This window comes from Ktedonosporobacter rubrisoli, assembly GCF_004208415.1.
Lineage (GTDB): Bacteria > Chloroflexota > Ktedonobacteria > Ktedonobacterales > Ktedonobacteraceae > Ktedonosporobacter > Ktedonosporobacter rubrisoli.
The window spans coordinates 8,045,330-8,059,259 of record NZ_CP035758.1 but is presented as its reverse complement, the minus strand read 5'-3'; the positions used below and the strand labels follow the sequence as shown (position 1 = coordinate 8,059,259).

Genomic DNA, 13,930 nt, shown 5'->3' with positions numbered 1-13,930 from the left:
TCCACCGTTCAAGAATGCAATGAGATAAGAAACGTCCCATCATGGGTAACCGAACTAGAGGAGATGGAACTTTGGCCTATTGTAATCGTGCGCTCCAGCTTGGAGATGGCTATAGCCTGCTCTTCATGCAAGAGCCCCACGAGACCGCTTTGCCCAGGGCACGCTCGTTTGAGCTACCTGGCGACACAGTTCACTACGCACCGGATAGGCCGGCTGACGTACAGCACGTGAAACTGGATATTACGCTCGATTTTGAGCAGGAAACCATTAGCGGCACAGCCTACACGACGTTTGCTGTGCTCTATGACGAGATTACGTCTATTACTTTCAATGCGGCGGAATTGCAGGTAACGCGTGTCGAACTTGCCGGCAACGCACTTGCCTACAAGACTAGCGCTAAGCAATTGATTGTAAACCTTGACCGCCCCTATCGACATGGAGAAATATTTACGCTGGCGGTAACTTACCACGCCAGGCCGCGCACCGGACTGCATTTTGTCAAGCCAGCCCCGGAAGATCCGACTCGCCCGGTGCATGCCTGGACCTTTGGCCAGCCCAGCTACTGCCAATACTGGTGTCCCTGTCATGATGCCCCCAACGATCGCGCCACAACCGAGATCCTGGCCACCGTGCCGGCTCAGTTTTTGACAGTTTCTAACGGCACTTTGCTGGAGGTCACAGATCACGGCGCGACCAAAACTCATCATTGGCGCCATGATGTTCCGCATGCCGCGTATCTGATCTCGCTGGTAGTTGGCGATTTTGCGGTTATCGAGGACAGCTATCACGGCAAGCCTGTGCGCTATTATATCCGCAAGGATCGCAAGGATGATGCGCCGCTCTACATGGGCAAGACGCCACAGATGATGCAGTTCTACTCAGAGTTTACCGGCGTCGAGTATCCTTACGAAACCTACGATCAGACAGTCGTTGAGATCTATACAGGCGCCATGGAACACACCACGGCTACCACACATAGCTTTGCCCTGGTCCCGGATAGCAGAGCTGCCCTTGATATCGATCTGGTGCCGGTGGTGGCTCACGAGCTGGCGCATCAGTGGTTTGGCGATCTGCTGACCTGCCGCGACTGGTCCAATGGCTGGCTCAATGAAGGTTTTGCCACCTACTTTGAGGAGATGTGGGGCGAACACGATCTGGGTACCGATTACTTTAAGTATTCGATGCTCAACGTTAAACGCGGTTACCTGGCCGAGGATGCTGAGTATCGGCGTCCGGTCGTCTATTATGTCTATCACGATCAGGGCTTTGAGCTCTTCGACGGCCATCTCTATAACAAGGGCGCCTGGGTTCTACATATGCTGCGCCATCAGTTGGGTGAGCCATCCTTCCGCCGTGGCCTCAAGGCGTATCTTGAGCGCTACCGGACCAAAGAGGTGATCACGCCAGATCTACAGCGCACGCTTGAAGAGGTGACAGGGCGCAGTCTTGAAGGCTTCTTTCAGCAGTGGATCTATCGCGGCGGCTATCCAGAGTTCGAGGTAGAGTATAGCTGGGAGAGCGCGCAGAAGCTTGCTAAGCTCACGATCAAGCAGACGCAAAAGGTGGATGATCTTACGCCCTGCTTTATTACTCCTGTCGAGCTGGCTTTCACTATCCCCACCGCTGACAACGCCCAGGAGACGCGTACGGTTTCCCTGCGCATTCAGGTAGGTGCAGACGGCCAGACTGAGCAGGCTTGCTATGTCCCCCTTGAGCGCGAGCCGCTGATGATTCGCTTCGATCCCAATGGCTGGCTGCTCAAAACCCTAAAATTCGAGCGCAGCACGCAGATGCTTAGCTATCAGCTCGCCAACGATCCTGATGTGCTGGGACGTATCGAGGCTGCTCAAGGACTTAGCGAGAAGGGCGAGCCAGAGGCTCTAGAGGCGCTGAGCAAGGCCCTGACAAGCGATTCCTTCTGGGGTGTACAGGTGAGCGTAGCCGAGGCACTGGGAACAAAGGGCACAGCGCAGACTCAGGAGGTTCTGTTAAAGGCGCTTGCGGAACTGGACCCCAAACAGCACTCACGGGTACGCGCCGCGATTGTGCGGGCATTGGGCAATTATCAAGCTCCCCAGCAGACGGAACAGGCCCAGCGTTCAGCCCAGGCTCTTAGTGCTCTGTTGGAGAAAGGCGATATCAGTTACCAGGTCGAGGCAGGAGCGGCTGAGGCGCTGGGCAAAACGCGCACTCCGGGTAGCGTCGATCAACTGATCAAAGTGCTTGAGCGTCCTTCCTGGATGAACACGGTTCAGCGCGGTATCTTTGTGGGTCTGGCTGCCAGCGGTGAGAATCGGGTCGTGGAGACAATGGCCGCCACGCTGCACAATCCCCAGAGCCACCCAACGCTACGCCGTGCCGCGCTGGTAGGCCTGTGGGAAATTGGCAAACAGCGCCACCTCTATAGTGAGGAGGCTCGTCAGCGAGCTGTCAGCGAGCTAGCCTATGCCGTCGAGCACGATAGCTGGGGTCCGGCCCGCTCAACGGCGGCGCGGGGCTTGCAGGCGCTGGGAGAGAAGCGCGTGATCGATCTGCTGGACCGGCTGGCACCCCAAGAGCTTGATGATGGTGTCAAGCGTATAATACGCAGAGCCGCGCAAGCTCTACGCACCGGTGCCGGGGAAAATGAGCAGCTCAAGCAGTTGCGCAAAGACCTCGATGATCTGCGCGAGGAGAATCGTAAGTTACGCGAACAGTTTGGCGCTCTGCAGGCGCGCTTACAATAAGTCGGTATCCAGATACCGCCAGGCTGGAACAGATTTTTAGCAGATGGTTGCCAGTACACCTTTGCCGGTGGAGCAAAGTGGCTTCGGCAACCATCTTTGTAATCCTCATCCCATCTCCTGAAAACTATCCAGGACACCAGAGAGGCGTTTTCTCCCGACCCTGGCCCGCAACTTTCTCTTCCTGCGCCGCCATGGATGGCCAAACTTATTTCTAGCCCTTCTTCCCTCTTAAATAGTTGAGTTTCTATATAACAGGCTCTACCATTCCACAATCACGCATCCTTATGTTATGTAAAGCTACTGCAGAGTTTTACATAAATACATTACCATATGGCTATTCCTGTCTTGAAATAAGCGAGAGTGGCTTTCAAATGGTGTATACTTCCCAATAGTTTCAAGAATAGAAGCGCGCGCATAAAGTTTATTCTTCGAAACAGCATCGCTGGTAAGGCAGCGCTGGTTATAGTCTTTTCTGTCTAGCTATGCCAGTTTATCCACGCGATGAAGGCAGATCAGAAAACTGATTTGTGGCCAAACAAATCAGCATGGTCACCATAATGATGATCATAAATACAAATTTATGGAAGGGGTTCATTAACTCTATGTTCACCAAGAAGATTTCCGCACACGAAGAAGACGCAGTAGAACTGACGGCCGCACAGCTTACTAATGTCGCCGGCGGTAAGGGAAAGAATGCAGTACAGGGACTAACCGATTCTGTTTCTGGGCTTACTGGCGGAGACAACGGCGGCAACGGCCTGCTCTCAGGCGTTACCGGGACCGGCAACGGGTTACTTTCCGGCGTCGGCAATACTGCTTCAGGTCTGCTTGGCAGCCTGCCAAAGGTTAGTGCTGGTGTTAATGCCAACATCGGCGGAAACACTCTTGGCGCAGACCTCTCTCTCTAAGTAGTCAGCGGTACTATCATCTTCAGTCATGCTATTTACATGGGTGCGAGAGTGAATGCAGGAGCACTCTCGCGGCCAGAGAGCCAGGCTGAGCGGGGGAGGCAGCGTATGCCTCCCTTGATTTCGTTTTCCCGATCCGACCTTGTATGAAGAGCCAGCACGCTACCAAGCCTCCATGAAGTGCAAATAGTGATGCTATCCCAGACCTGCGTCACGCACACAAACGATCTTGCCTCAGAGCACTGCAGCCCATTTCTTCACTCTCATGCACCACAGCCCCAGATAATATAAGCGCTGACACATGCTACAGTTTTGGGCTCTGGCCCGCTTAGATCTCTTGCGTTTCCCCGCCTTGAACTGTTGAGTTTTCACACTATAGACTATCATTTAACAATTACAGATCACGCTCCTTGCTAACATTTAAATTTACTGCAGAGTCTTCACAAATACATTACCATATGCCTATGTCCATCTTGAAATAAGCGAGAGCAACTTTTTGATGGTGTATACTTCCCGTAGTTTCAAGGATGGCAAGCGTACAAACCAGCCATTTTTGAAACAGCATCGCTGGTAAGATACCGCTGATGTAGTTCTTTCTACCTGAGCTATGTCAGATTATCCACTTGACGAGGACAGGTCGGATTTTTGATCTGCTGAGTGCAAAGTAGTGTGATTATTATGAGGATAATCACCAGTAAACATTACGGAAGGAGTTCCATCTACTCTATGTTTAACAAGAAGACTTCCGCACACGAAGAGGACGCAGTAGAACTGACATCTATCCAGCTTACCCATGTCGCCGGTGGCAAAGGGATTAACATTGACAATATCTCTGACTTAACTGATGGTTTGATCGGCGATCGCGACAATACCAACTCGCTGCTTTCCGACGTCACGGGCTTGATTGGTAGTGTCAAAAAAGGTAGAGGTAATAAAGGCATTAACCTCGGTGGAAATGGTATAAATCTCGGCGGTGGGAACCTCGACGATGGAGATTTCTCCTTCTAAGTTCCATGCCGTGTAGACATATTCTCCAGTCAAGCTGTGTATATTACAGCGATGTCAAGGATCTCTCTGGCCAGGGAAGGCCAGACTGAGCCGGGGAGGCATACGCTGCCTCCTCTGGCGTTATTCACGACATTAATCTCATCAGTTTGCAGGGCAAGCGCTAGAGCAAGATATTCTAGAGGCATTCTTGAGTAGTTTGAGTAGAAGGAGGGTTGATGGTCTCCCCCGAGTCTCCAATCTTTCGTGAGCAGGCTGTACAACAGTATACCCAGAGGCAAAAGCAGGAAGTAAGATTACGTGTAATCTCGCCGTCTGCTTTTGTGTTTTTCTGGTTAGCTCTGCTGCTCACGCTTAGCGTGGGAATACTTGGCTGGTTTATTCAGGTGCCTGTGAATATCAGCGGGCGCGGCGTTATCGTCGAGGCTACAGGTCCGGGACAGGGCCAGAAGACTCCGGCGGCAGCACTTTTTTTCGCACCGGAACGCTGGAAAGATTTGCGCTCCGGACAGGCGGCCAGTATCAGCATCGGTTCCACCCAGTTGACAGGCAAGGTTGAGCGTGTGGACTCAAATCTGATAAATCCGGCCCAGGTCGGCAAGTATTTCAAATCGCCAGGAGAGCTCGCACAGGCGATCAGTGGACCTTCCGCCATGGCCCTTATTTCTCTCAGCAACGCACCTGGGGCCAGTGCCTATGTCGGCAGTATATGCTCGGCCCAGATTCGCCTCGGCACCCAGAACGTGCTCTCTTTATTGCCTGATGCCAAACAGATTCTCCAGATACATTAGAGTTGAGCTAATTATGGAACAGAGACAGGACCCAGCTTCTACCAGCCAGAATATAAATCAGACAAGCAAGAGAAACAAGGCAGTCCCGCCTCGCATCTCCTTGCCGAGCCAGCCACCGCAGGAAGAAGAACAAACGCTCTCAGGGCCGCAGCTTCTTTCACTGCCTAGCCGGCCCATTCCGGCTGTCAGGCCTGCACCCTTTGCTCCACAGACTCCCTCTTTGCCTGGCCATCCCATGCCATCAATCAACTCAGCGCTCTTAGCGCCACCTTTCTTTTCACTGCCCAGTCGCCACATGCCGGCCATTGGCCCGCTGATCTCGGGGCCACAGCCGCTTTCACTGCCTAGCCGGCCCATTCCGGCTGTCAGGCCTGCACCCTTTGCTCCACAGACCCCAGCGTTGCCCGGCCTTCCCAGCACACCAGAGCCGAGCCTGGATATGCAGACCACGGCTCCGACGCGCCTGCAGGATATTGAAGCCGCGACAAACGCCGCCGCAGGATCTCAGCAATCCTCACAAACAGCCGGGCAGGCCAGCTCAAGCGCTACGCGCAAGCAAGCCAATATTTTCACGACTTTGGGCCGGAAATTGCGCCGCGTTCCCGAAATGAGCCAGATGAGCGCAGTCGAATGCGGAGCCGCTTGCCTGGCCATGGTTTTGAGCTATTATGGGCGCGAAACCAGCATTTCAGAGGTTCAGGAATATTGTGGTGTCGGGCGTGACGGGCTTACCGCCCTTACCATAGTAAAGGGCGCGCAACACTACGGCATGCAGGTACGGGCACTCTCGCTAAAACGCAACAACTTCCGGCGCATTGCCCTCCCGGCCATAATCCATTGGGAGTTCAACCACTTTGTCGTACTTGAGCGCTGGTCACCTAAAAAAGTTGATATCGTCGATCCGGCCGCGGGACAGCGCAGACTGACTGCCGCCGAGTTCGAGGCAGGCTTTACCGGCGTGGTCATTGCCCTGGAGCCCGGAGAACAGTTTGAGCGCCGCAAATTACAAAGAACCTTCTCGCTCTGGAGCTATATGCGCTCTCTCTTGACCATGCGCGGCGTCATCGCCCAGATCATCGGAACCTCGCTCCTGCTGCAGATTCTAGGTATCGGCCTCCCCTTGCTGACCGAGGTAGTGGTAGATCGGATCATTCCGCTGCAGGCCTTCAACTTATTGACCCTTCTGAGCCTGGGCATGCTCTTTCTGGTTCTCACGCAGGGTATTACCAGCCTCTTGCGCGCTTTCCTGCTCACCCATCTACAGACGCGCATCGATGCAAGGATGATGCTCAACTTTATCGAGCATATGCTCAGCCTGCCCTATCGTTTCTTTCAGCTGCGCCTGAATGGCGATCTGCTTTCACGCGTCAATAGCAATACAGCCATCCGCGATCTGCTCACCGGCCAGCTCATCTCCACGCTCTTAGATGGCACCACAATCCTTGTCTACCTGGCCGTGCTGATCTCTCAATCGCGCCTGATAGCCGGCGTAACCGTAGCCATAGGCACTTTGCAGGTTATATTGCTCTTATGCACAGCCCCACTGATTCGCAGGCTGACGCAGCGCGATCTTGTAGCACAGGGCAAGTCTCAGGGCTATCTCAACGAAGTGCTGGCCGGCATCGCAACCCTCAAGGCTGCTGGAGCCGAACAGCGCGCCTTGCACCACTGGAAGAACCTCTTCTTTGACGAAATGAATATTGCGGTTCGGCGCAGTTATCTGGTCTCGGTAGTCGGCATCTGCCTGCAGCTTGTGCAAACGATGTCCTCGCTGATCCTGCTCTGGATTGGCGCGATGCTGGTAATCCAAGGCACGATGCCCGTAGGCGCGATGCTGGCCCTGAGCACGCTGGCCGCTTCGTTTCTCACTCCGCTTGGCTCATTGGCGGCAAGCGGCCAAAGCCTGCAGATTGCCCGCGCGCATTTTGAGCGCATCGCCGATGTGATCGAGGCCGAGCCCGAGCAAAATCCGCAGCAGGTCGCGCTTCCCCCCAGGCTCAGCGGGCACATTGAGCTAAGGCACGTGCAGTTCAAGTACGATGCCAACGGGGAAGCAGTCCTCAAAGACATTAACGTCAATATCAAGCCAGGGCAAAAAGTGGCCCTGGTGGGCAAAACCGGCTCCGGCAAAAGCACCTTAGGCAAGCTGCTGGTAGGCCTGATTACGCCCACAGGCGGCAGCATTCTCTATGATGGCATTCCTCTGGATCAGCTGAATTATGGCGAGGTGCGTAAGCAATTCGGCGTCGTCTTACAGGATACTTTCCTCTTTAGCGGCTCGGTACGCGACAACATTGCATTCAATAATCCAGATATGAGCATGGAACAGGTAATAAGCGCGGCAAAAGCCGCAGCCATTCACGAAGATATCGAACGCATGCCAATGGGCTATGAGATGCTTGTCTCGGAAGGTGGTAGCGTGTTCTCGGGAGGCCAGCGTCAGCGCCTGGCTCTGGCTCGCGCGCTGGCCAATCAGCCGACCCTCCTTTTACTTGACGAAGCTACCAGCGCCCTCGATGTCAGCACAGAGCACGTCGTAGAGCAAAATCTTGACAAGCTCTCCTGTACCCAGGTCCTCATTGCGCACAGGCTCAGCACGATCCGCAACGCCGATCTTATCCTTTTCCTTGATCAAGGTTGCATCGTAGAGCAGGGCAAACATGAGCAACTCTTGCGACACAACGGCTTCTACGCCCAACTGATTCAAACTCAACTTGAGAATGGCGAGATTGAGGCGGCCTGAGCTGCCTCGTCTCGCCACTGAGAAGCCTTTCATCTCTTCTATTCATGATTTTTCTCCCTGGCCAGTTTTCCTCAAACTCTACACATGCCTCCAACGTATTTATTACGATATATCTGTTGGAGAAAGGTCCGTGTTTTTATGCGTTCAATATCACCACCGCGTATCAATAGATTCTCGCAATTTGTGCGCTTTTTTCGCGTCTCCCGATTGCTTCTGTGGACGATCTGGGTTATTTATCGCGAGCGTCAACGCGTTGTCCGCGCGCGTGAGCGTGGCAACTACCAGGTTCAGCCAAATGTTGAGGTCCTGATCGAAGTGCTAACTGCATTCCGTCACACGGCTATCAAGCTTGGCGTCTTGATGATCAAATTAGGTCAGTTTCTCAGCTCGCGCGCCGACCTCTTGCCTGAGCGGGCGCTGACGGTGCTCAGTACGCTCCAGGATGAAGTGCCACCCGAGCCCTTTGAGCACGTTGTCTCAGTCATTGAAAGCGAATTTGGGCGGCCCGTTGAGGAAATCTTTAGCTCGCTGGAACGCAAGTGCACAGCCGCAGCCTCTCTTGGACAGGTGCATAAAGCTGTCCTGGCCTCGACCGGAGAAACCGTTGCCGTGAAGGTCCAACGCCCCAACATCGATAGTCTTGTAATCATGGATCTAAGCACGCTCAAGTTTGTCATCTGGGTCATCAATCGTCTTGTCGATACAAGCGACTTTATTGATCTGATGGGCGTATATAACGAGTTCAGGCGCACGACCTATGAAGAGATTGACTTCGTGCGAGAGGCTAGCAATGCCAAACGCTTCAAAGAAATGTTCCAGGACGATCCTACTATCTATATTCCAACCATCCACGAAGAATATGTGACGCGGCGCGTGCTGGTTCTTGAGTGGATTGACGGCATCAAGATCAATGACTATGCCACCATCGATGCGCAAGGCATCAACCGTCTTGAGGTTGCCAAGCGTACTGTGAAGGCCTACTTCCGCCAATTCTTCGAAGAGGGCTTCTTCCATGCCGATCCTCATCCCGGCAATATTTTTATCAAAAAGTATTCGCATGAGGATGGCCCGGTTATCGCCTTTGTTGACTTTGGCATGACCGGCACGCTTACCAAAAATATGAAACGCTCGATGAAGGATCTCTTCCTTGGCTTTGTGATGCGCGACTCACACACTATCGTCACTGGCCTTTCGCGCCTTGGCTTTATCGGTGAAGATGCGAACATGGCAGCCATTGAGCGCGGCATGGGATTGATGATGGAGCAATATTATGGCATGACGCTGGGCGAGGTGCGCGATCTCGATATTCCGGAAGTTGCGCAGGATATCGAAAATCTTCTCTATGGGCAGCCATTCCAGATTCCCGCCCAGTTTGCCTTTACGGGCCGCGCGATCGGCACGCTTGTGGGCGTCTCTACCGGACTGGCTCCCGATTTCAACTTTATTGAGGTTGCCACGCCTTACGCGCGCAAGTTTCTGGGGCTTGACGCGGCGGGAGTTGGACAAACCATTCAGGACCTTGGCGGACAGCTCCTCGATACTGGTCGGGTCTTGATGTCGTTGCCACGTTCTATAGATCGCCTGATCAGCAGAATCGAGACGGGCCAGCTCGAAGTCAGATTGGCAAATCTACCAGGCGGCAAGCGCACACGGCGACGCCGGCGGGGACAACAAAACCATGTCCAGCTTGCTAACGGGAATGGCGGACACGGAAGTACGGCCTGGGTAATTATGTTTGCGGTGGCCGTGGCCGGCGGCGTCTTTCTGCTCAGCACGGCGCACCTTGTCATTCCCGGCTGGTTCTGTCTTGGCGTGGCCGGCGTCACGGTCCTTGCCATGCTATTCAAGCATTAGCATACAAGAGCATCCAGAGGGCTTTTCCCTCTGGACCCTCGGCATTAAAGCAACTGCCAGCTATCCTCTCCCCGCAGCTTTACGCGTCCCTCGCGCTCCAGCTTTACCAGATGAGCCTTGACGGAATACGCGGCGACGGGATGCAGGCGCGGCTCGACATCCACATAGATATGCTCAACCAGTGCAGGAACTGTCGCCGTGCGGCCAAGGCTCTCCAGGGCCTGCAAGACTTGCCGCTCGCGCTGCAGGCGATGGGCAATATATTCGGCAATTTTAGCCTGTGGATCGGCGATTACCGGTCCATGCCCCGGCACGATCTCAGCAATCTGCTCGCTCTGCAGACGGCGCAAAGAGTTGAGGTACTTAAATAAATCAGCGATGACGTTCGTAGTAATTCCCGAGATGAGGTCGCCGGCAAAGAGTAGCTGTTCATTTTCCAGCAGATAGCACAGATGATCGGCGCTATGGCCTGGCGTATAGATCGCGCGCAGCCTGTCGTCTCCCAGAGCCAGGCTTGCGCCATCGGCAAGCTCTTCATCGGCAGCAGGCACGCTGGCTCGGCTGAAGGCATAGAGAGGCGCGCCAAGGCGCTGGCGTAGCGCAGCGGCGCCACCCACATGGTCGGGATGGCCATGCGTCAGCAAAATACGCCGAATGCCGCCCCGCTGCTCTCCGGCGCGGATGATCGCCGCCAGGTGCTCGGCATTCTCATCGGCAGGATCAATCACCACAGCCCCCGCTGATCCACCTCCCAAGACAATTGTATTGGTTCCTGGACCCGTCATCACTGACGGATTGGGGGCTAGCAAGACAGTATAGCTCTCGGACATCTCAGTCTCTCCCGCCTTTTTATATTTGCCACAGCCGTTCTGGCTCTTCAGGTAGATAGACAAATAGCTTATCGGCCTGGCGCGAGAGCAACGGCTCGTGCACCGGCACTTCGCGCTGTGCTGCGGCCCGTAAGGCCTCCTGAGTATTGTGGAAAGCTGCCAGATCGCGCAACTGATGGAAGGTAGGAAAGGCCACGGGGAATTCACGACGCTCAAAGCGCTGCAGGGCCTGCGCCGGCTGAATCCATACGCCATCGCTAGTCTCCAGCTGATCATAGATGGCCTCCTGCTCTTCGGGCGCCACGGCCAGAAAGAAATAGGTATCGTAGCGCTTGGGCATGCCTTCCGGCGTAATCCAATGGGCAAAGTAGGCAAGGCGATCGGTGGCCAGAGTCAGCTTCTCGGCGTATGCTAGCTCGACCAATGAGCCTCGTCGCTCATTAAAGGCCTGGCGATAGCCAGCAAAACGCGCGCTGGCCTCTCGATCTACGGCCAGCATCTTTCTATCGCGGTAAGCAAGTAGCACATTTGCTTCCTCAAACAGTTCGCGCAGGGCAGCAGCTCTGATGCCCGTACCCAGAGCCGTCAGTTGCTCCGGGTCCACAGAGGAGGGAGAGAGACAGATATCTTCGGTTTGCTCTGCGCTGCGATCATCGGCGGCAACCGAGCCGCCAGGAAAGACATAGAGGTCAGGCATAAATTCGCTTTGCACCACGCGCCGGACCATAAAGACCTCGATATTCTGTTCAGATCCCTGCATACTATCGCGCAACAACATCACCGTTGAAGCCAGGCGAGGCTGAACTACCATGCTATTTTTTCTCCGTTCTTAATTGAACCAGCTAAATGTTAGTAAACCCCATGTGCGAATTTTGCCCGCGAGGGCTCTTCCCGCTGCTCAAAACTTGCACATCGCACGAGTTAGATAACTCTATAGTACCATATGCGCATTGATGGCTAATTCCCATTCATCCCGTACAGTAGTGTGTTATGCTATTTCTGTATTACACTTAAAGCCCAGCCATTTTTGCTATAATATGATAAGCGTTCAAGGCAGAGCGGAATCAGTTTTGGTCCCGCAAAAAGATGATATAGTCGCAAAATAGAAGATGGTGTCCGGATGTCTACCAGCAATGAGCGTCTACCACAATCCACGCCACATTTACGAGTGGGATTGATTGGAGATCCAGTAATCCATTCGTACTCACCGCGCTTTCAGCAGGCCGCGCTAGATGCAGTAGGCATTCCGGCGCACTATGAGCTCTGGCACACGCCAGCCCTTCAACTTGTCGAGCGCGTGCGCTCGCTCTGCGAAGGAAATTGCCTGGGAGCCAATGTAACCATTCCCCACAAGGAAGCCGTGCTCCCCCTGGTAGATCATGTTGATCCGCTAGCCGAGCGCATCGGCGCAATTAATACAATCGTACATCGCGACGACTACTTATATGGCTATAATACCGATGCTCCTGGTCTCTTGCACGCTCTGGCCGAACATGGCATTGGTCAGCTGAGCTATGACGGCAAAGTCAGCCTTGAGGGCTACACAGCCATCTTGCTCGGCGCGGGAGGAGCAGCGCGGGGCGCGGCTTTTGCCCTGACTGAGGCGAGGGTTACGCGCCTGATCATTCTCAATCGGCACCTTGAGCGCGCCCAACTGCTGGCCGCCGAAGTACAACAAAGCTACGATGGGCCCGTGTTTAGCCTTAGCGATCCCACCTTTTTAATCCCGCATGCCTCGTCAATTATTATTAACGCTACCTCGCTGGGGATGCATGAAGATGCCAGCCCCTTGCCGGCCGAAGTCCTGGGACGCTTCAATACAGATACATTTGTCTACGATATGATCTACAACCCCACGCAGACTCATATGTTGATCCAGGCTCGTACCATGGGTTTACGCGCCGCCAACGGTCTCTCAATGCTCCTGCACCAGGGAGCGCTCTCCTTTGAGCTTTGGACTGGTATGGCCGCCCCACTGGCGATCATGCGCGCGGCTCTGGCCTTGTAAGGGCAGGGATTTCATCCTCAGGTGATAAAATAAGGAGAAGCGCGACGATGCAAAAGCCCTTTTATTTCTGGCAAGTAAAGTAAAGGAGAAAGATGATTGAAACTTGTTAGCTTCTCGACAGCAGAGCTTCCCCGGCCCCATCTCGGTCTTGTACGCGATGACGAGGTTGTCGATGTAGACCTGGCCGGCCAGGCGCTTAAGCTCGCAGCTCCCGATCAGATGCTAGAGCTCATAGATAATTATGCAGATGGCCAACAGGTCTTGCAGGCCATCCTCGCTAAGACAGCCGGCCGCCGCTTCAGTCAGGTCAGAACCTTTAGCGATATCGGCGCCGCACATGCCCTGAGCGAGGTACAGCTGGCCGCTCCCATTCCGCGACCGCGCAAAAATGTTTTGTGCCTGGCCGTCAACTATCGCGCCCATGCGCAGGAGACCGCTGGCCTACGCGAGCATAAAGGAGAAGCGCCCTCGATCCCCGTATTCTTCACCAAAGCCCCGACCAGTATCAATAGTCCCTATGGCCAGATCGAGATCGATCCCGCCGTCTCTAGTGAGATCGACTGGGAGGTCGAGCTAGCGGTCATCATCGGCAAAAGCGGCAAAAACATTCGCCAGGAGGATGCGCTCTCCCACATCTTTGGCTATACAGTGCTCAACGATATTACCGCGCGCGACCTACAATCCAAACACAAGCAGTTTTTCAAAGGGAAAAGCCTTGACGGCTCCTGTCCCATGGGTCCCTGGATCGTCACCGCCGATGAGATTGCCGATCCCCAGGCGCTTAATCTGAGCTTGCATGTGAACGGCGAGACCAAGCAATCAGCAAATACCAGCCAGATGATCTTCTCTATCGCGCAGACGATTGCCGTCCTCTCGGCGGGCATGACCCTGGAGGCAGGTGATATCATCGCCACCGGCACACCCAGCGGAGTAGGCTTCTCGCGCAATCCGCCCGAGTTTCTCAAGCCTGGCGACATAGTTGAGGCTGAAGTTGAAGGAGTTGGCCTGATCAGAAATAGTATTGTAGGTCAATAATATGCGGTGCTGGGAGGGTCTTCAGGTGAT

General features: G+C 54.3%; 10 protein-coding genes. 8 read left to right on the top strand and 2 right to left on the bottom strand.

Translation table 11 applies throughout. The annotated features are described in order from the left end of the window. Positions 1-41 precede the first annotated feature (41 nt). The 6 genes from EPA93_RS34935 to EPA93_RS34910 all read left to right on the top strand — a co-directional run bounded on the left by EPA93_RS34935 (position 42) and on the right by EPA93_RS34910 (position 10,027). Positions 42-2,726: a M1 family aminopeptidase gene (locus EPA93_RS34935; protein WP_129891950.1), complete on the top strand. Its 2,685-nt coding sequence runs from the start codon at positions 42-44 to the stop codon at positions 2,724-2,726. A 602-nt stretch (positions 2,727-3,328) separates the two neighbouring features. Beyond that, entirely contained in the window at positions 3,329-3,634 is a 306-nt protein-coding gene (locus tag EPA93_RS34930; RefSeq protein ID WP_129891949.1) for a hypothetical protein, read from the top strand. Positions 3,635-4,360: 726 nt separating this feature from the next. After that, complete coding sequence (locus EPA93_RS34925) at positions 4,361-4,642, top strand: hypothetical protein (RefSeq protein WP_129891948.1); 282 nt, start codon at positions 4,361-4,363, stop codon at positions 4,640-4,642. Between the two features lie 215 nt (positions 4,643-4,857). Continuing rightward, positions 4,858-5,430 (top strand): hypothetical protein, encoded by a 573-nt coding sequence (locus EPA93_RS34920; protein ID WP_129891947.1) that lies wholly within the window; start codon positions 4,858-4,860, stop codon positions 5,428-5,430. Between the two features lie 13 nt (positions 5,431-5,443). Continuing rightward, a complete protein-coding gene (locus EPA93_RS34915) occupies positions 5,444-8,173 on the top strand; it encodes a peptidase domain-containing ABC transporter (protein WP_165423605.1) in 2,730 nt (909 codons plus the stop codon). A gap of 138 nt (positions 8,174-8,311) precedes the next feature. After that, positions 8,312-10,027 carry an ABC1 kinase family protein gene (locus tag EPA93_RS34910; protein WP_165423604.1) on the top strand — a complete coding sequence of 572 codons (1,716 nt, stop codon included), beginning with the start codon at positions 8,312-8,314 and terminating at the stop codon, positions 10,025-10,027. Between the two features lie 44 nt (positions 10,028-10,071). On the opposite strand, the gene EPA93_RS34905 is transcribed toward EPA93_RS34910, so the two are convergent. Together EPA93_RS34905 and EPA93_RS48710 are read right to left on the bottom strand one after the other, a co-directional pair. Continuing rightward, the gene (locus EPA93_RS34905; RefSeq protein WP_165423603.1) at positions 10,072-10,857 is read right to left on the bottom strand and encodes an MBL fold metallo-hydrolase; all 786 of its coding nucleotides are present in this window, start codon (positions 10,855-10,857) and stop codon (positions 10,072-10,074) included. A 19-nt stretch (positions 10,858-10,876) separates the two neighbouring features. Then, positions 10,877-11,668 (bottom strand): NUDIX hydrolase, encoded by a 792-nt coding sequence (locus EPA93_RS48710; RefSeq protein ID WP_165423602.1) that lies wholly within the window; start codon positions 11,666-11,668, stop codon positions 10,877-10,879. Between the two features lie 309 nt (positions 11,669-11,977). Between EPA93_RS48710 and aroE the strand changes: the two genes are divergently transcribed. Both aroE and EPA93_RS34895 read left to right on the top strand, forming a co-directional pair. Beyond that, positions 11,978-12,865, top strand: coding sequence for a shikimate dehydrogenase (aroE, locus tag EPA93_RS34900; protein WP_129891943.1), 888 nt, complete (start codon positions 11,978-11,980; stop codon positions 12,863-12,865). Between the two features lie 96 nt (positions 12,866-12,961). Further along, entirely contained in the window at positions 12,962-13,900 is a 939-nt protein-coding gene (locus EPA93_RS34895; protein WP_129891942.1) for a fumarylacetoacetate hydrolase family protein, read from the top strand. Positions 13,901-13,930 lie beyond the last annotated feature (30 nt).